Annotated in this window: 16 protein-coding genes; 12 read left to right on the plus strand and 4 right to left on the minus strand. The window is 40.7% G+C overall.

Annotated elements, in window-relative coordinates; translation table 11 throughout:
• Positions 1 to 137: 137 nt before the first annotated feature.
• Both G4Y78_RS14305 and G4Y78_RS14310 read left to right on the plus strand, forming a co-directional pair.
• The gene (locus G4Y78_RS14305; RefSeq protein WP_163833664.1) at positions 138 to 770 is read left to right on the plus strand and encodes an acyl carrier protein phosphodiesterase; all 633 of its coding nucleotides are present in this window, start codon (positions 138 to 140) and stop codon (positions 768 to 770) included.
• An 82-nt stretch (positions 771 to 852) separates the two neighbouring features.
• Positions 853 to 1374 (plus strand): GNAT family N-acetyltransferase, encoded by a 522-nt coding sequence (locus G4Y78_RS14310; protein WP_163833665.1) that lies wholly within the window; start codon positions 853 to 855, stop codon positions 1372 to 1374.
• Positions 1375 to 1531: 157 nt separating this feature from the next.
• Here G4Y78_RS14310 and G4Y78_RS14315 read toward each other — a convergent pair whose 3' ends face one another.
• Complete coding sequence (locus tag G4Y78_RS14315; protein ID WP_163833666.1) at positions 1532 to 2860, minus strand: diguanylate cyclase domain-containing protein; 1329 nt, start codon at positions 2858 to 2860, stop codon at positions 1532 to 1534.
• Positions 2853 to 5054, minus strand: coding sequence for an ATP-binding protein (locus G4Y78_RS14320; protein WP_163833667.1), 2202 nt, complete (start codon positions 5052 to 5054; stop codon positions 2853 to 2855). Before G4Y78_RS14320 ends, G4Y78_RS14315 begins: the two co-directional genes overlap by 8 nt.
• A gap of 266 nt (positions 5055 to 5320) precedes the next feature.
• On the opposite strand from G4Y78_RS14320, the gene G4Y78_RS14325 reads away from it, so the two are divergent.
• From G4Y78_RS14325 to G4Y78_RS14365, 9 genes are all read left to right on the plus strand, one after another.
• Positions 5321 to 6760: an aldehyde dehydrogenase gene (locus G4Y78_RS14325; RefSeq protein ID WP_163833668.1), complete on the plus strand. Its 1440-nt coding sequence runs from the start codon at positions 5321 to 5323 to the stop codon at positions 6758 to 6760.
• A 39-nt stretch (positions 6761 to 6799) separates the two neighbouring features.
• Complete coding sequence (locus G4Y78_RS14330) at positions 6800 to 7216, plus strand: RidA family protein (RefSeq protein ID WP_163833669.1); 417 nt, start codon at positions 6800 to 6802, stop codon at positions 7214 to 7216.
• 76 nt (positions 7217 to 7292) lie between these two features.
• Entirely contained in the window at positions 7293 to 7811 is a 519-nt protein-coding gene (locus G4Y78_RS14335; RefSeq protein WP_230425738.1) for a 3-hydroxyanthranilate 3,4-dioxygenase, read from the plus strand.
• The gene (locus tag G4Y78_RS14340) at positions 7805 to 8818 is read left to right on the plus strand and encodes an amidohydrolase family protein (protein WP_163833670.1); all 1014 of its coding nucleotides are present in this window, start codon (positions 7805 to 7807) and stop codon (positions 8816 to 8818) included. Before G4Y78_RS14335 ends, G4Y78_RS14340 begins: the two co-directional genes overlap by 7 nt.
• The gene (locus G4Y78_RS14345) at positions 8815 to 9639 is read left to right on the plus strand and encodes a cyclase family protein (RefSeq protein WP_163833671.1); all 825 of its coding nucleotides are present in this window, start codon (positions 8815 to 8817) and stop codon (positions 9637 to 9639) included. The genes G4Y78_RS14340 and G4Y78_RS14345 overlap by 4 nt, the downstream gene beginning before the upstream one ends.
• A gap of 130 nt (positions 9640 to 9769) precedes the next feature.
• A complete protein-coding gene (kynU, locus tag G4Y78_RS14350) occupies positions 9770 to 11101 on the plus strand; it encodes a kynureninase (protein WP_163833672.1) in 1332 nt (443 codons plus the stop codon).
• Positions 11094 to 12488, plus strand: coding sequence for an FAD-dependent oxidoreductase (locus tag G4Y78_RS14355; protein ID WP_163833673.1), 1395 nt, complete (start codon positions 11094 to 11096; stop codon positions 12486 to 12488). Before kynU ends, G4Y78_RS14355 begins: the two co-directional genes overlap by 8 nt.
• Before the next feature lie 214 nt (positions 12489 to 12702).
• Complete coding sequence (locus G4Y78_RS14360; protein WP_163833674.1) at positions 12703 to 13878, plus strand: response regulator; 1176 nt, start codon at positions 12703 to 12705, stop codon at positions 13876 to 13878.
• Positions 13879 to 14182: 304 nt separating this feature from the next.
• Positions 14183 to 15124, plus strand: a complete 942-nt coding sequence (locus G4Y78_RS14365) for a DMT family transporter (protein WP_163833675.1) — start codon at positions 14183 to 14185, stop codon at positions 15122 to 15124.
• A gap of 167 nt (positions 15125 to 15291) precedes the next feature.
• On the opposite strand, the gene aceA is transcribed toward G4Y78_RS14365, so the two are convergent.
• Positions 15292 to 16599: an isocitrate lyase gene (aceA, locus tag G4Y78_RS14370; protein ID WP_163833676.1), complete on the minus strand. Its 1308-nt coding sequence runs from the start codon at positions 16597 to 16599 to the stop codon at positions 15292 to 15294.
• A 252-nt stretch (positions 16600 to 16851) separates the two neighbouring features.
• Between aceA and G4Y78_RS14375 the strand changes: the two genes are divergently transcribed.
• On the plus strand, positions 16852 to 17790 hold the full coding sequence (locus G4Y78_RS14375) for a LysR family transcriptional regulator (protein WP_163833677.1): 939 nt from the start codon (positions 16852 to 16854) through the stop codon (positions 17788 to 17790).
• A 190-nt stretch (positions 17791 to 17980) separates the two neighbouring features.
• Here G4Y78_RS14375 and aceB read toward each other — a convergent pair whose 3' ends face one another.
• Entirely contained in the window at positions 17981 to 19585 is a 1605-nt protein-coding gene (gene aceB, locus G4Y78_RS14380) for a malate synthase A (RefSeq protein ID WP_163833678.1), read from the minus strand.
• Positions 19586 to 19805: the final 220 nt, after the last annotated feature.

Genomic DNA, 19805 nt, shown 5'->3' on the forward strand with positions numbered 1-19805 from the left:
TGCAACTGGCTAAGCCAACGACACTGCCATTGTTGACAGTGCAATGCTTAACGGTTAAGCATTGCACTGTGTTACCTATTACTATTAAGGCCTAATAAATACTAACTTTTCAGGTTATGATGGGCAGTAAACAAGCCATGAGTGTGAACTCAATGAACTATCTTGCTCATTTATATCTTGCCCAGCCTGACCAGGGGTTCTCACTGCTAGGCAACCTGATGGGAGACTTTTGTAAAGGAGTCGTGTTAACACAGTTGCCAGTCCCTATTCAACGGGGGATTAAAAACCATCGTGCAGTAGACCAGATCACTGATAACCATCCTATTATTCGGGACTTAAAAAGGTTGTTTGAACAACGGTTTAGGCGTTTTGCGGGTATTATTACCGACGTCGCATTTGATTATTTTTTAATTAAGCATTGGTCTGTTTTTTCGCAAATACCACTCACTAATTTTATTGAACATGCTTATGTTGAGCTTTGGGCACATCGGCAGTGGATGCCAGTGCAAATGCAAGGAATAGTAGGGCGGATGATAGAGCAAAACTGGTTGCAATCTTATCAATCTCTGGATGGAGTAGGGTTTGCGCTGGCGCGTATGTCGAAGCGAATACGCTTTGAGAACCCATTGGCTGAGACTAAAGGCCAATTGATAAAAAATTATGATGAGCTAGAACAAGGATTTCTGCACTTTTTCCCCCTATTAATAAAGGAAATAAATGAGTTAGCCATTGAGTCTCTAGAAATCCCAATAACCTCTAAGGTAAACTGAGCAGATAAGCTAAAAGGTATCGTATAACGAAAGTTCAAACCATAAAGTAAAAAGTGTCGTATTGCTGAAGAAGTCATTAATAATGTTAAAAACTGCTAGAATAACCTTTCGTCCAATTACTGCTGCCGATTTTGACTTTTTATTTACACATCTTTCTGATGAAGAACAGACCCGTTATTTACCGTTAGGTGAACCTTACCCAAAAAACAAGGTGAAGGCCTACCTTAGTAATCGGCTGAGCCATTGGCAGCAACATGGCTTTGGTACTTTTATCTTAAGCTTGGTTGAAACAGGAAAGACAATTGGTTACTGCGGGTTGGAACATGTGTTGGACTCCGATTTTATTGACATTCGCTATGGGTTAACCAGGCACACTTGGGGGCAAGGACTGGCAGTTGAGGCTGCATCTACCTGTGTGGCATATGGGTTTGACACATTGCAGCTGACTGAAATTTATGGTGCTGCAGTACCTGAAAATAAAGCTTCTATTGCAATATTAACAAAACTTGGTATGACATCTGCCCCCCATTTTGATGTGTATGGTGAGGCGGTGGCAGGCTTTTCGATAAAACGAGAAGATTACCTAAAAATTAGACCATCCTAACATTTGATGCGTATTATTTGTTCAATAAGTAAGTATAGTATTAGCTTGGACTCAGTATGTATATTCCAAAAGTGTTTAATTTTAATAACTAAGAAGAACAGTTGAATTTTGGTGAGTTGAATGGCAGAGAATCAAAAAAATAATTGGTTTTTAGCTATTAGTCCTTGGTAGTTAATGGCTGAAATTGGATGTTATTTCGACCCGCTTGTTTGGCTGCATAAAGTGCTTGATCAGCTGCTTTAATTAATTGGTCAGGAATCAACTGTTTTGTTGGTGTTGTAGAGGTAACCCCCATGCTCAAAGTCACCTGTTTGCTGCAAGGGGAATCAGGATGACTAATCGCCAATCGTTGGATATTATGATAGATATGGTTAGCAACAGACTTTGCTCCAGTAGCGTCGGTATTGGCGAGAATAACAATGAACTCTTCACCACCGTAACGAGCAGCCAGGTCACATGGATGAGTAACCGATTGCTCAATGGCCCGTGCAACTTCTTGTAAACAAGTATCGCCCATTTGATGGCCTTGGCTATCGTTATAGCGCTTGAAATAGTCAATATCAATCATGATCAATGAAATAGGAGACTGATCTTGCCTAGCTTGTAACCACTCTCGCTGGTAAACTACATCAAATCGGCGACGGTTGGCAATATTGGTTAAACGGTCTAAGTTGGATACCCGTTGCAATTCCTGAATAATATTTTTTTGCATTGATAAATCATGCATTAGACAAACATAAAGTGATTGGGTGACACTCAAGCGCTTTATTGAAAGGTCAAGAGGAATAGTAGACTTATCATGACGTATACCAACCACTTCCAATTGCAAACTTGACTGGCTTTCTTGGTTGGCAAGAAACTGATTAATCAAGCCGGTACTTTCAGGAAATAATATTTCAGTCAGTAAATGACCAATAAGTTCATTTATTGTATAACGAAATAAATGTAAAGCGGCGGGGTTTACTGATTCAATAACACCATTTTGAAAAATAGTGATAATGGGGTCAGAAACTTCATTAATAATGCAACGATTACGACTTTCATAATCGTGAAGCATCATTAGCATTTCAACTCGTTGTTTTGCGAGTAGCTGGTTAGTAATATGAGTTTTAATACGTGCACAGACTTCTTCTTTTTTTATGGGCTTACTAATATAGTCAATCGCCCCAACATTAAAACCTTGTACAACATCGGTTGTTTCATTTTTAGCTGTGATAAAAATAACTGGGATATCTTTAGTTGCTTGGTTTGCCTTAAGCTTTTGGCAAGTGGTAAAACCATCGATATCAGGCATCATAACATCCAGTAAAATCAAGTCGGGTTGCACTTGTGGTGCAATATTTAAAGCAACAGTACCGCTAGGGGCAGCTGCAACTTGATAACCTTCGTTGGTTAAAATATTGTAGAGTAAATCAAGATTAGCAGGTGTGTCATCCACTATCAGGATTTCTGCTTGAGTCAGGTCGATTCCAGCTTGATCAATCATGATGAACACTCTGTATTAATTGAATAAGCCCTGTCATATCATATTGGCTAACATAATGATTGATTTCGGAAACCAATGGTTGATAGCTTTCATCTAGTTTGGCTATTTCTTCTAAACACAATTTAACTTCTGAAATACGATATAACTCAGCGGCTTTCAATAAACGTTGATAAACTGAAGCAGGTAGTGTCACGTTTAATGAATCAATATTCACAGGTTGCTCTAAAGTGTCAGTGGGTGGCTGGTTATTAGCTGAGTATTCAAATTTTACGTTTAATAATTCACTTAAGCAGTTGTATATTTCCGATACCTTGTAAGGCTTGGCAATATACTGATGAAAACCCTTCCCAAGGTAAAAAGCAGGATCATGATGAAGACTAGCTGCAGACACCGCAACGACCTTGATATCTTGTAAGGACTCTGTTGTTTGAATTTGGTTAAGGGTTTCAATGCCATTCATCACAGGCATATTAATATCTAAAAAAATAATGTCAGGATGGTGGTGTTGCAATGCTGACAGGGTTTCCAAGCCATTGGTGGCTTCTAGGGTTTGGACGCCAATGTTCATTAATAGTTTAACCAGCACCATACGGTTATCAGCTACATCATCCACTATCATTGCATTAACAGAGTACCCAGCTTTTAAATGTTTTATTTGTCGGGTAGAGGTTTGAACCACTTGGTAATTAGTGGCTTTAGGAAGTGTTAAGGAAAAAAAGAAACGCGTTAATTGATTAGGTATAGAGGTATATTCAAGGCTTCCCCCCATAATTCCCACTTGTTTTTTCGCAATCGTCAGTCCCAGACCTGTTCCCCCTTTATTGTACCCAGCAGTGCCTTGTTGAAAGGAGCTAAAAATATCTTCTTGGTTATTGGTTATTCCTGGTCCCGTATCACTGACTTCAAAGTAAATCTCATCATTTTCCTGGCATACTACTTTTAGGGTGACTGCTCCTTGGTCAGTAAATTTTACAGCGTTACCAATTAAATTAATTAATACTTGACGTATTTTCCCCTCATCACCCATTACGGCTAAGTCGTCCTCTCCTAGGTAATCTAATTGCCAGTGAATACCTTTATTTTGACATCTCATCTTAAACATCATGGCAAGGTTTTTCAGTAAGTCATCGAATAGAAAGGAATGCGTGTTTAGTTTAATCGCATTAGCTTCTATTTTAGATAAATCCAAAATATCATTAATAATTTCCATTAAATGGTTGCCAGCCTTTAAAATACAGGTAACCGCATCATGATGCTCTTTGGCTAGTTGTGGTTCTTGATCTAGAATTTGGGCATAGCCAAGCACCGCATTCATTGGAGTCCTGATTTCATGAGACATATTGGCTAAAAATAGGCTTTTAGCCTTACTGGCTTCTAATGCTTGGTCTCGGGCATTGGCTAGTTCCTGTGTTCTGTCATCCACTAGCTGTTTTAAATGTAATGAATTACTTCTAAGTTTATTAATCACAATGGTGATAGCTAGCGCAGCCAAAATACCAATCGTAGTGAGCAATAAAGTGATACCCTGAAGATTTTTATTTGCGGTGGAAATGGCTTTCTCCATTGGTAAAATAATCTCCAGAACACCTCTAACATCCCCTGTTTGCCAGTCAGTTTTGGGGGAGCTAGGGTGAGTATTATGGCAATTGATGCACCCTGCTTGCATAATATCAGCTGTGGCGTATCGAATGACTTCTTGCTTGTTTAGTTGCTCAAAACGATAGAAAGGCTGGTTTGGAAATTGGCGCAAATATTGCCAAGCTTGTTGACTGTAATCATCAGAAACAAAAGCTTTTTTAATTCGCCAGGGAAAAGGGTAGGGGCTGTAAAGCCTTACTTTGGCACCATTCTCATGCATGCCAATTCGTTCTCCCAGTAAAATGCTTAAAGTAGCAGGTAATGGAATGGCATGCTGCACAACTTTATAATTGTGAGTGACGATAAGGCCTCTTTGTTGGGCAATGGTAACTACTTCTGAAGTATAAAGAGAACGGAACTCTTTTAAAGCCTGTGAATATAGTGATGCGCTACTAATGGCAGAGGATTTAACCAGTTGAGACTGTAAGTGAAAAATATACCAGCTGATTAATAATGCTAAACAACTAAAAGAAAAAATAAGTGTAAAGACAAAGCGCCAGTTTTTTAACTGCGACCAAGCATAATAATAAGGTGACTCATTTGCAGAGCTAGACATGCCCAAATAGCCGAAGTTATTGACTACATTAGCTTACATAATAGTCTAATGTGGCAATTATTACCTGGCAGGCTAACGACCACTAGGCTAAAGGCTAATAACAAATTTAGACCATCCTAACATTTAAAGCTAAATAACCAGATACTGCCATTCAAAAGATTTTTATGCTAAAACTGTTGTAAACCAATAATTAAGAGATTAAATAGCGAGCTTAATAACGGTTTTTTGTTACCAGATAAAATATCTCAGGCTAGGATTGGTGGAGAATGGAAACGTTTGCTAACTATATTAATGGTCAACTAGTAAGTAAAAAAACGGACAGCTATTTAGAAAATGCTAACCCTGCAACAGGTGAAGTCTACAGTTTGTTACCTGATAGTAGCTCCCATGAACTGGAAGAAGCTATTAGAGCAGCAGAAAAAATTCAGCCCAGTTGGGAAGCGATAGGTGTTGCTGGCCGAGGTGATTACTTGAATCGTCTGGCTGATAAAATAGAAAGCAACCTTGACCTATTAGCTGCAGCAGAATCTGAAGATACAGGTAAACCAATAGCTTTAGCAAAAACATTGGATATTCCTCGAGCAGCCAGCAACTTTCGATTCTTTGCTCAAGCAGTGTCTCAGTTTGCATCTGAATCTCATAATATGGACAACCAAGCCATTAACTACACGCTGAGAGATCCACTTGGCGTGGTAGGATGTATTTCCCCCTGGAATCTACCACTTTACTTATTAACTTGGAAAATAGCACCTGCATTAGCAGCGGGTAACTGTGTGATTGCAAAACCATCTGAGCTGGCTCCTAAAACGGCCTATTTATTGAGTCAATTGTGTATTGATATTGATTTGCCTAAAGGGGTTTTAAACATTTTGCATGGACGGGGTAGTCAAATAGGTAGAGCAATAACACAACATTCTAAAATAAAAGCGATTTCATTTACTGGTGGAACCAAAACGGGGAGTGAAATTGCAGCTTCAGCCGCACCACAGTTTAAAAAACTATCCTTGGAGTTAGGAGGGAAAAACCCTGCATTAATCTTTGCTGACTGTAACTTTGAGAAAACAGTAGAAGGTATTATTCGTGCAAGCTTTACTAACCAAGGACAAGTTTGCATGTGTAGCTCCAGGCTCTATGTTGAACAGCCTATTTATCAGTGTTTTAAAGAGGCCTTAATTGAAAAGGCCAAAACGCTATCTATTGGAGACCCACTGACTGATGTCAACTTAGGCGCATTAATTTCTAAATCCCATCAGGAAAAAGTATTAAATTATATTCAACTGGCTAAACAAGAAGGTGGCACAATCTTATGTGGGGGGCAACGACTGGCGCCAGTGGGTCGTTGTGAAGGTGGCTTTTTTATTACGCCCACAATAATTGAAGGATTGGACATTAGCGCCAGAGTTAATCAAGAGGAAATTTTTGGTCCAGTTGTGACTATTCAGCCTTTTACTTCAGAAGCAGAAGCCTTAGCGTTAGCAAATGGAACCGAGTATGGTTTGGCCGCTACAATTTGGACTGAAAATCTAACGCGACTTCATCGACTGGCTAAACAGCTAACCTGTGGTATTGTCTGGGCAAACAGCTGGATGTTGCGTGACTTAAGAACCCCACTGGGTGGGATGAAAAACTCGGGAATAGGGCGGGAAGGTGGTTGGGAAGCACTACGTTTTTTTACTGAACCCAAAAATATTTGTATTCCCTATTAGAAAAATATTAGAAAACAAGGGTTTCATTGGTAACAAAATATGTCAATTATGATTAATGCTGATCAAGCACCTGAACCGGTAGGACTTTATCCCCATGCAAGGCGAGTGGGGCAGTTATTATTTTTATCAGGTGTTGGTCCTCGAAAGAGAGGTAGTCAAACCATTCCTGGGGTTATTCTGGATGAGCAACACAATATAGTCAGTTATGATATTGAGGCGCAATGCCATAGCGTGTTTGCAAATGTACGTGCTATTTTGGAGTCTGCCGGTTCAAGTTGGGAACAGTTGGTCGATGTCACGGTATACTTAACCAATATGAAAAGTGACTTTGCTATTTTCAACCAACTTTATGCGGAATACTTTAAAAGTAACCAACCTTGCCGTACTACATGTGAAGTCAACTGTTTACCAACTCCGATAGCGATTGAGTTAAAATGTATTGCGACTATAGCATAATCAAACATTAATGATTGAAATAAATGAACACTCGATAAAAAATAAAATAAATCAAGAAAAAACAAAGGAAGGAACTGTGAGCCTGCTAACACCTCCTATTAATTTACAACAATGGATTGAAAACCACCGAGATTATCTACAGCCGCCAGTTTGTAACAAGTTAGTATTTGAAGAACAAGGTTTCTTTATTATGGTGGTGGGAGGGCCTAATAATCGTAAAGATTACCATGTTGATGAGGGGCCAGAATTTTTTTATCAGCTTGAAGGGGATATGTTGCTAAAGACTATTCAGGCAGGAAAAGTCGTTGATATTCCAATTAAACAAGGTGAAATTTTTTTATTACCCCCTAAAATCCCCCATTCACCTCACCGATTTGCTAATACGGTTGGCCTAGTCATTGAGCGACGGCGAAATCAAGAAGAAAAGGATGGATTGCAATGGTATTGTGATCATTGTAATCACCTGTTGTATGAAGAGTTTTTTATTTTAAATAATATCGAAGAAGACTTTCCACCTGTGTTTGACCGGTTTTTTGGCTCGATACAACACCGAACTTGTAGTCAGTGTGGTGAGGTAATGCCAGTATCATGCTAACTATTGATATTCATACTCATATTTTACCAAAAAACTGGCCTGACTTAAAAGCCCGCTATGGCTATGGGGGGTTTATTCATTTAGACCACTACAAATGTGGTTGTGCACGGATGATGCAGGGAGATAAATGTTTTCGGGAAGTCACCAGTAATTGTTGGGATCCAGTTATACGACAGGATGAATGTGATCGTTACGGCATTCATGTTCAAGTATTATCTACTGTACCCGTGATGTTTAGTTATTGGGCAAAACCTCAGAATACATTGGATTTATCCATGTTACTCAATGACCATCTAGCCTCAGTTGTAGCTGATTATCCCCAGCGTTTTGTTGGCTTAGCTACTCTTCCCATGCAAGCACCGGATCTGGCTGCAAAAGAGCTTGAGCGAGTGATAAATCAGTTAGGGCTGGAAGGTGTGCAGATAGGCTCACATATTAATGACTGGAATCTTAATGAACGTCAGCTTGACCCTGTTTGGGAAACCGCTGAAGCATTAGGTGCAGCAATTTTTGTTCACCCTTGGGATATGGTGGGCAAAGAAAAAATGCCTGATTATTGGCTGCCTTGGTTGGTAGGGATGCCAGCGGAAACTTCATTGGCCATTTGTTCCATGATTATGGGTGGCGTCTTCGAGCGTTATCCCAAATTACGGGTTGCATTTGCTCATGGTGGTGGTGCTTTTCCTGCCACTATTGGACGAATTGAGCATGGGTTTAAAGTTCGTCCTGATTTATGTGCTGTCGATAATTCTGTTAATCCACGCCAGTATCTGGATAAAATTTATGTGGATTCATTAGTGCATGATCCAATGATGTTCGAGTATTTGTTAAAACTCATGGGCGCAGACCAAATTGCTTTAGGTTCTGATTATCCCTTTCCATTAGGCGAATTGGAACCTGGCCAGTTAATAAAACAAATGGATTTGCCTGCTGCTACTCAGGCGAGATTACTGCATGGTACTGCACTAGAGTGGCTAAACTTATCAGCAGAGAGATTTACGGGATGAAGCTGACCTTGATGCTGGCTGGCAAAACCTATCAACTGTTGTATGATCAAGCAGTGAGTATAGCTATTCCTTTAGCATTTAACAGCCCTCAGCCCAACCATTTTAATGCGCCACTAGCAACCAGCCAGGTAGTTGAAAGCCAAGGTTTTATAGGCGACACCCGTCGTGGTGGCAGTTGTAACGTTGAACAGCTGAGCTTCACCCCCCACTGTAATGGCACGCATACGGAGTGTATAGGGCATATTCTTGATCAGAGAATATCTGTAACCAACACAGTGACAGATTGCTTTATTCCATCAGTGATCATTTCATTAACACCTAAAAAAGCTGATCAATGCCCTGATCGTTACCGTCCCACGCTGGTTAACACAGATTACATTATTGACCAAGCTAGTTTGGTTGACAGGTTGGCTGGTATTCCTGATGAGCAGTTAGTTGGCTTGGTTATTCGTACCTTACCTAACTCATTGGAAAAACAGACACAGGTTTATGAAAAAAGTAATCAACCTGTGTTTTTTTCACTTGATGCCATGGAGTACTTGGTAAAGCGCCGGATACAACACTTGCTGGTTGATTTTCCTAGTGTTGATAAAACGTATGATGACGGCAAACTCACTTGCCACCATATTTTTTGGCAAGTGCCGGAAGGCAAGCATGAAGCTACTTCTGTCAGTCATTTGCACCACAGTATTAGTGAGTTAGTTTTTGTGCCAGACGAAGTAGTAGATGGCTTTTATTTATTGAATCTTCAGGTGCCGGCTTTTTTATCAGATGCAGCGCCCAGCCGGCCAATATTAATACCATTAGAGTCAATAGGGTAAAACAACGTCTTGCTTGAGTAAGAAGAAAATAAGCCCAGTGTCCGATATGGAATAACAGAATATCCTGTTCCCCCATGTCCATTTGCTTTGGTGGTAGCTTCAAATTGGTGAAGTGAAGGATAAAATAAAAATGATTACGGAGGATCAAGTGGGTGAGATTCAGCCACAACAGTTTCAGTTAGGTGAAGCATTTGCTTATCAGTTAGATCAGCAAGATCCCTTAAAAGCATTACGTAGTGAATTTTACATACCCTCTACAGCAGAGGGAAAAGAAGAATATTACTTCTGTGGTAACTCACTAGGGCTGCAACCAAAGCGTACCCAGGACTATATTAATGAGGTTTTAACTAACTGGTCACAGCGGGGAGTGAAAGGGCATTTCCAAGGGGATTATCCTTGGCTACCTTATCATGAGTATTTGACTGAGCAAATGGCATCGCTGGTGGGAGCTAAGCCATGTGAAGTGGTGATGATGAATTCACTAACGGTGAATTTACACTTAATGATGGTGACCTTTTTTAAACCTACGGCTCAGCGATATAAGATCGTCCTTGAAGACCATGCTTTTCCTTCAGACCATTATGCGGTGACCAGTCAGCTTGATTATCATGGTATTTCAGCGACAGAAGGTGTACAGCTGTTGACCCCAAAACCAGGAGAGGAGTTACTTGATGAAGTGGACATTCTTAACCTGATTGAGTCTGAAGGAGACAGTATTGCTCTAATGTTGTTACCAGGTGTGCAATATTACACTGGACAGGTATTAGATTTAAAAGCCATTACTGAACATGCTCATCGTAAAGGGATTATAGTCGGGGTTGACCTGGCTCATGCTGCAGGCAATATCGAATTACAGCTGCATGACTGGAATGTAGATTTTGCATGTTGGTGTTCTTATAAATACTTAAATAGTGGCCCAGGTTCCATCGCGGGTTGTTTTATCCATGAACGGCATGTGACGAATACCCAGTTAAAACGCTTCGCGGGTTGGTGGGGGCATGATAAAGCCAGTCGCTTTGCGATGATGAGTCAGTTTCAAGCCATTCCAACTGCTGAAGGCTGGCAACTTTCAAATCCTCCTATTTTATCATTAGCGGCCATTCGCGCTTCTTTGGATACGTTTGCCTTAGCGGGTGGTATCAAGCCACTTAGAAAAAAATCAATTAAATTAACAGGGTACTTGGTTTTTTTATTAAGCCAGTTGGCTGATGCTATCAGTATTATTACACCTAAACATCCAGTCAGGCGAGGTTGCCAATTATCTTTAAAATGCTGTGTGCCACATTTAACAGGCAAGCAACTCTTTGAACAGCTGGACTTGCAAGCGGTTACGACTGATTGGCGTGAACCTAATGTTATCAGAGTGGCACCAGTGCCTTTATACAACAGTTACTATGATGTTTATCAGTTTGTACAAATATTAAAGTCAATTGTGTTGAAAGGGACTATCAATCATGGCTGATAATGCAAACAAGAGCTCAGCGTTAACAGTAGTAGGTGGTGGTCCCGTTGGGGCGATGATGGCGACCTTTTTAGCCCGTCGAGGACTCACAGTTGCACTTTATGAAAAGCGAGTCGATTTACGCCAACATGATATATCAGCAGGACGATCAATTAACCTAGCTCTTGCCAATCGGGGTATAGCTGCTTTGGAAAAGCTTGGTTTAATGGCACAAGTGAATAAACTGATGATTCCGATGGCAGGGCGGATGATTCACCATCAAAATGGTAAAACAGCGTTTCAGGCCTATGGCCAACAACCTCATGAGGTGATTTACTCTATTTCTCGTGGTGAACTGAATCGACTATTACTCAATGCAGCAGAAGCAACAGGTAAGGTAAATATTCAGTTTAATCATCAATGTCAGGAAATAGACTGGGATAACAGCCAAGCTATTTTTCAAGATAACCAAACGCATGAGATCAAAACGATCAAGTTTGATCGATTAATTGGTGCTGATGGGGCGGGTTCTATTGTACGACAGGCATTAATCAATCGTTGTACTGGGCACAATGAATATCAATCGTTAGGTCACAGCTACAAAGAGTTGACCATTCCCGCTGGGTCTGACCACCAATTTCAGTTAACAGCGCAAGCATTGCACATTTGGCCTAGGGGAGGGTATATGCTGATTGCCTTACCCAATCAGGATGGTAGTTTTACTGCAACATTATTTTTACCCAATGAAGGTCCCAATAGTTTTTCAACATTAAATAACCCAGACAAAATACAGCAGTTTTTTGCTCAGCAGTTTTCTGATGCGTTGCCCTTAATGCCGACTTTATGTGAAGACTTTTTGGCTAACCCAACAGGGCATTTAGGTACTGTACGTTGTGCACCTTGGCACTTTGCGGATAAAGGGGTGCTAATCGGTGACGCAGCCCATGCGATTGTACCTTTTCATGGGCAAGGGATGAATTGTGGCTTTGAAGATTGTATTGCACTTGATAAGTGTGTTAGTCAGTTTACACTTTGGGGAGACCGTTTTGCGGAATATAACAAACAACGGTTTTTAAATGGCAATGCCATTGCTGACATGGCAATTGATAACTATGTTGAAATGCGTGACTCGGTGCTAAACCCAGATTTTTTATTTAAAAAAGCCATAGGCTTTCGTTTGGAGCAGGAATACCCCAAGCGTTTTATACCCCGTTACTCCATGGTGATGTTTCATCGCATCCCTTACCAGGAAGCTCAGCGGCGAGGACACATTAGTGAGGCTATTCTTAAGCAGTTAGTGCGGGGGATCAGCCACGTTGATGAGCTGGATTGGCAATTAGCTGACAAACTCGTGCGTAGCCAGCTTGAAGAGATAGACAGTGAGTCAAGAGATACAACAAATGAGTAAATTATTTAGCAGTGGTTAACAAAATAGGATTTTTAATGACACTTTTCCGCCTATTATATATCTTAATGGCCCAATCAATGCCGATAAACTAGAATTACCGTTTATTAAGGGTACCGCTAAAGTGGGGCTGTTTATGCTATTTAATGGTATACAACAGATACTGTTGTGCTTAGTCAGCACTTAGGGCGGAGGCCTCAACACCAGGGGGAAATACATGGCCATATCAAGTGCTCTTGTTGTCGATGATTCCAAGTCTGCTCGATATTCGCTGCGCAAAATGTTAGAAAAAATGGATGTATCTGTTGCATTTGCAGAGTCTGGCGAGCAAGCTCTTGAGTCATTAGGTGACAGTCAGCCTGATGTAATCTTTATGGACCACATGATGCCAGGCATGGATGGTTTAGAAGCAACCCAAGCGATTAAAAATAATCCACAATGGGCAAACATACCTGTTGTAATGTGCACATCTAAAGATGGTGATGAGTATGCCGCGGAAGCAAAGTCTCATGGCGCTGTAGCCGTTTTGCCAAAACCAGCAACATTAAAACAAATTGCAGAGATGCTCGACTCTTTAGAACAACTTGCGGCTTTAATACCTGAGCCTACGCCAGAAGTAGTAGAACAGCCTGCTGCTGCCGAAGTGGCAGTCTCAACAGCTGACATTGAAGCCCAGATACAACAGTTAGTTCAAAAAGCAGTTCAAGCTGCAGTAGCAGAAGCGATTCAAACCCAAATAACACCTTTAATCAATGAGCGCAATGAGCAAATCGAATCACGAGTAGAATCTCAACTACAGGCTCAATTAGAGCAGCAGCTACCGGATCAAATTAGTCGTGCTACAACTGAGCTATTAAATACAACATTAGAAAAAACTGAGTCAACCAGTCAGCAGTTAGTTGACAAGTCACTGACAGCCGCTCGTCCAGAAATGATTGCAGAGGTGCAAACAAAGACCCAGGCGAGCTTACAAGAAATGCTCAATAATGAAGTGGAAAGTCAGGTTGATGCAAAATTTCAGCAGTTGGTCTCTTCTGTTACCGAGCAACTAGAGCACCTCAAGGAAAAACTAGCAATGGCTGCACCAGCAGAATTAAGTGCAGAGCAGTTAAAAGACATTAAACACACCGTAAAGCATGAAGCGTCTCAAGAAGCAAGCAAAGTAGCAAAAGAAGCCAGTAGTGCAATCGAAAAGCTTGCAAAAGAACAAGCTACTCAAGCCGCACAACAAGTCCTGGATAACCGCTCTGTTGATCAGCAAACCCAACGGGAAGAAGTCACTGAAGCAATCAATGCCAGTACACAATCTTTATCTAGTCGATTGTATATATTATTTGGCTTGGCGGCAGGTATTGGTATTGCGGCAGCAGCCATCGTGTTTGCAATAACATAATTTAGTAATTGATTTTTCATATTACCCTTATTATATTGGTAGACATATTTTTTAGCTTATTAATTTAGAAATATAGCGTTTCATGTATCAAAGCAATAAATCAACATTTACTTTAAACAGTATTGTGCATTTGCAACAAGTGCTCTGGCGACTTGGTTCTTCCATGCAGCCAAAAATTGCTTAATTGTTAAATCATTTTTTATATTGGCTGCGGTTTATCGCGGCCTTTCTATTTTTTACTCTCATAAATAGACTCTCAGCCAGATATACACCGCAGCCTAAAACCTTGATATGGGGGAAGTAGGTGAGTGGTGTTAAACAGGCTGATCAAGCAAAATCCGCTAGTTCTTTAATTATCAGCAACCAATCAGTTGGGTTTGGGTTAGCTATTTTAGCTACCATTCTATTTTCTATTAAACCTGTTTTTGTCAAACTGGCTTATCAGTATGGTGTTGATAGTGTTGTTCTAATGACATTAAGAATGTTATTTTCTCTACCTTTTTACCTAGTAATTGGCATTTGGTTACTGTTTAGCAAATCAACTTCCTTAGCCACATTGCAAATAGAGTTTTGGCCTTGTGTCGCTGTTGGTTTGTTGGGTTATTATCTGGCAAGCTATCTGGATTTAGTTGGTTTAACCATGGTATCGGCTCAATTAGAGCGACTGATTTTGTTCATCTTCCCCACACTAGTGGTAGTTATTAGCCGTATAGTATACAAAACACCTATTACTCAAAAGACTACAGGGGTACTCTTTACTACTTATTTAGGGGTAATGTTAATTTTTACTCATGACTTTAAAGTATCAAACCATTATACATTAGTAGGAGGTATGTATATATTTGCCAGTGCAGTTGCCTTTGCTTGTTATATTTTATTTAGCAAAAAGCGGGTAGTAAAAGTAGGAAGCAGGCTATTTACTTGTATTGCAATGGGATCTGCTAGTTTGGCTATCATTATCCACTTTTTATTAACCCATCAATTGATGGACCTTAGGGTGAGCATGCCAGTTATTATTATTGCGGCAATGATTGCCATTGTTAGCACAGTGCTCCCCTCATTTATGGTGAGTGAAGCAATTGCTCGGCTTGGTTCGGAACAAACTTCACTAATTGCTACGTTAGGGCCTGTTATTACTACTGTATTAGCCATTGTGGTGCTAAATGAGGCTTTCACACTTTATCACTTTGTTGGCATGGCATTAGTTATTGGAGGAATGGTGTGGTTAAGTGTAAAAAAAGAGTAACTAAAAATATTAATTCAGTTATTTTCTGATAAAAAAATGCCTATTTAACTAGAGAATTAGTTCAATAGGCATCACGCATCTTAATAAAAATATTATTATTTAATTATTTCTCATAACTTTCTTACCGGTTATACAGGTGCAATACATCACAGGATTGAAAATAGTGATTAAAATTGTTCCTCTTCAGTTGATCCCGTTAGTGCGGTCACTGAAGATTCTCCACCTTGAATCACATTAGTCATATCATCAAAATAGCCTGTGCCGACTTCTTGTTGATGAGCTACAAAACTGTAACCTCGCTCTGCATCTGAAAACTCTTTTTCCTGCAATTTAACATAAGCTGCCATATCATTACGGGCATAATCATAGGCGAGATCAAACATGCCATGCCACATAGAGTGGATACCTGCTAAGGTGATAAATTGGAATTTATAGCCCATGGCTGATAATTCCCGTTGGAATTTTGCAATAGTGGCGTCATCTAAATGTTTTTTCCAATTAAAACTAGGCGAGCAATTGTAGGCGAGTAATTGCTCGGGATATTTATCTCTAATCGCTTCAGCAAACTGCTTGGCTTCTTGTAAGTCAGGTGTGGCTGTTTCACACCACAATAAATCGGCATAAGGGGCATAGGCAATCCCCCTCGCTATTGCCTGCTCAATTCCAGCATTGGTTTGGTAGAAGCCTTCTTTGGTGCGCTCATTGGTAATAAAGGGGGTATCATATTCGTCAATATTGGAGGTGATAAGGTTGGCCGCATTCGCATCAGTACGAGCAATAACCAAGGTAGCGGTATCTGCAACATCAGCAGCTAATCGGGCACTCACTAATTTTTGGATAGCTTCTCGGGTAGGTACTAATACCTTGCCTCCCATATGACCACATTTTTTTACTGCAGCCAGTTGATCTTCAAAATGGACACCGGAGGCACCAGCTTTGATCATCGCCATCATTAATTCATAAGCATTTAATACACCACCAAAACCAGCTTCAGCGTCAGCCACAATCGGCGCAAAATAATCAATATAATTGGGATCATTTGGGCCGATATTTTTTTGCCATTGAATTTGATCAGCCCGTGAAAAAGCGTTATTAATTCTTTCTACGACATAAGGGACAGAATTTACCGGGTATAATGACTGGTCGGGATACATGGTCAGTGCCGTATTATTATCGGCGGCTACCTGCCAACCGGATAAATAAATCGCTTTTACCCCAGCTTTCACTTGTTGAACTGCCTGGCCACCCGTCAATGCACCTAAACTGTTGACAAAACCTTTACCTGATTGATCATGAATTAATTGCCATAATTTTTCAGCCCCTTGTTTGGCGAAGGTATAATCTATTTTAATTGAGCCTCTTAAACGCACCACATCAGCTGCTGAGTAATCGCGTTTAACATGCTGCCAACGGGGATTATTTTGCCAATCTTGCTCGATGCGGATGATTTCATCAGTACGGTTGTAGCTGGCCATTACCATGACTCCTGTGGACTGTTAGGATGCTGTTGCTACGCCAAATATCATTGTCATTATTGGCTTGTGGTTAATTACGTTGGATTAGCCTGCCCCTTTATACATATTAATTGGTAGGGGCCCTTAGTCGTGCGTTGGGTAAACTATAGCCCAGAATCTTTGGTATTCGATGAAATCTTTGGGCCAGGACAAATAGTAGAAACTGTGAGATGATTTAGGAAGTTTATACTTTTTATCTTCGGTATTTTTAAAATGAATATAGCGAGAGTGGATTTAAACTTATTAGTTTACCTGGATGTGCTACTTAGAGAACGTAATGTGACAAAAGCGGCTGCCCATTTAGGGATTACCCAGCCGGCCATGAGTAATGGGCTGCGGCGGTTACGGGAGCTGTTTGATGACCCGCTGTTGATTCGCACCAGTGAAGGGATGGCCGCAACAGAACGAGCCCAGGACTTACAACCCGTCATTCGCGATGTATTAGCCAAGGTTGAGCAAGCTTTACAACCGCAAAAAGCGTTCGATGCTCGGCATAGTCAACGGGTTTTCCGCATTATGGCCAGCGACTATGCAGAATCTACGCTGATTCCTGCAGTATTAAAAAGGCTTCGCCATGAAGCGCCAACAGTGATTTTGGATGTACTCACCCCCAGCGATGTCAGTTTTTTAGATGTTGAACAGGGGAGGGTGGATATGGCGATAAACCGGTTTGATGAAATGCCTCAGTCTTTCCATCAAACCACTATTTGGCAGGATACATTTTCCTGTTTAATCAGCGTGGAAAACCCTATTTTAGCAGATTTTAACTTAGCGAATTATTTGCAGGCACAACATATCTGGGTGAGTAAAACGGGGATGGGTGTTGGTGTGGGGATTACGCCACAAGATGTACAACGACTGGGTTGGGTTGATGAAGCCTTAGCTAAACTAGGGAAAAAACGCAATATCAGTGTGTTTACCCGGCATTATCAAGTGGCTACTTTATTAGCCCAGGAAAAAGATTTAGTGGCAACCCTGCCAACCCGTGCAGCATTATTACAACAAAAAAACAATCAGTTAGTGATTAAACAACCACCGTTTGAAATCCCACCCTTTGAATTAAAAATGGCCTGGAGCCCACTATTACAACATAACTCAGCACACCAATGGTTACGGCGGTTAATTGTAGAGGTGGCGGGGAAGGTGAAATAAATATTTAATTTGCTGATAGGGACAGATAAACAGTCCAGAACATGCAGGCAGTTGAATGTTCCTTGTTGCATAAACTGTATTCCCATGATCCATTATGGTCACAACCTTCCCCGGATGCTCTAATCAGCATCCATGCCTCACAAGGTTCTATATCGTTTGTCTGTCCCGCAGGAATAGGCGTATTGTCTTGTTAAGGTAAATACCCATAAGCTGGTAGGGTTAAGAACTCGACCAACTCATCTCGAGTAGTAATATCATCCAATATTTTTTTCGCCTCTTCAAAACGGCCTTGTTTCCAACGTTCTTTACCCACTTCTTGTTGTACAACCGTTGCTTCTTGGTCAAGCATTTCTCTAAATAAGGCTTTGGTTATCACCTGGCCATTATCCAGATCCTTTTGATGTTTAATCCACTGCCAAATAGAGGTACGTGAGATTTCCGCTGTGGCAGCATCTTCCATTAATCCATAAATGGGTACACAGCCATTGCCGTTAATCCAAGCTTCGATATATTGCAAAGAGACACGAATATTATTACGCATTCCCTGCTCCGTCCTTTCCCCAGGGCAAGGGGCTAATAAATCTGTTGTTGTAATGGTTGGGTCTTCTTCACGAAGCACATGTAACTGGTTGGGTTTATCTGCCGGTATGTATTGATCAAATACTGCAAGAGCTGTATCTGCTAGGCCAGGATGTGCTACCCAGGTACCATCATGCCCATTGCTTGCTTCCAGGGTTTTATCAGATGTTACCTTTTCCATCACCTGTTCATTAACAGCTGGGTCTTTACTGGGAATAAAAGCCGCCATCCCCCCCATGGCCATCGCGCCACGCTTGTGGCAGGTTTTAATTAACAAACGGGAATAAGCACTGAGGAAAGGCTGATTCATTGTTACTTGTTGACGATCAGGTAAAACTCTGTCTGGGTGATTTTTCAGGGTTTTAATATAACTAAAAATATAATCCCAGCGGCCACAGTTTAATCCAACAATATGCTCTTTCATTGCATATAAAATTTCATCCATTTCAAATACCGCAGGCAGCGTTTCGATCAATACTGTAGCCTTGATAGTGCCTGAATCCAACTTAAATTTTTGCTCAGTAAATTTAAAAACTTGTGACCACCAAGCAGCTTCCTGATGGCTTTGTAATTTGGGAAGGTAATAATAGACCCCAGAGCCTTTGGCTAAACGGGTTTTGAAATTGTGGTAAAAATACAAACCAAAATCCAATAAACAGCCAGGAATTGGTGTATTGTCATAGGTAATATGCTTTTCTGGTAAATGTAAGCCGCGGACCCGGCAAATTAATACCGCAGGATCATCCTTTAATCGGTACTCTTTACCTGTCGTAGGGTGGGTATATTCAATGGTGCCAACATTGGCATCGCGCAAATTAACCTGGCCTTGAGCAATACCATCCCAGCTGGGCGACTGAGAGTCTTCAAAATCCGCCATAAACACTTTAACGTTGGCATTGAGGGCATTAATAATCATTTTACGATCAACCGGCCCAGTGATTTCAACTCGGCGGTCTTGCAAGTCAGCAGGTATCCCTGCAATTTTCCAGTCGCGATTTCGAATTTCGGCTGTGTCAGTTAAAAAATCAGGCAGTGTCCCTTTATCAAAAAGCGCTTGGCGTTGTTTCCGTTCTGCTAATAATGTGCTCAGTTGGGATTGAAATTCTTTAACCAGTTCAGCTATAAATGCCATAGCTTCATCGGTAAAAATGGTTTCATAAGCTGGCGTCAACTCAGCATGAATTGAAAGGCCTGCAATTGAAATGGGGGTTGTCATAAGTTTACACCTTAACTTTTATAGAGCTTCCAATGCTGATTACATATGCACTACAGGTTATTACTAGTGAGTATCTAGTAAATTTGCTATTAATTGATGCCAAAAAGTGTGCGATCAATGCTGGATAATGTCAATGTAAGGCATAACAAATCAAGCTTGGCAGAAGGAATAGTCAGTATTACTTTGACTTATGAGTCAGTTAATAGCATGCTTGAATCAA

Origin of the sequence: Spartinivicinus ruber (assembly GCF_011009015.1) — a bacterium.
Taxonomy (GTDB): Bacteria; Pseudomonadota; Gammaproteobacteria; order Pseudomonadales; family Zooshikellaceae; genus Spartinivicinus; species Spartinivicinus ruber.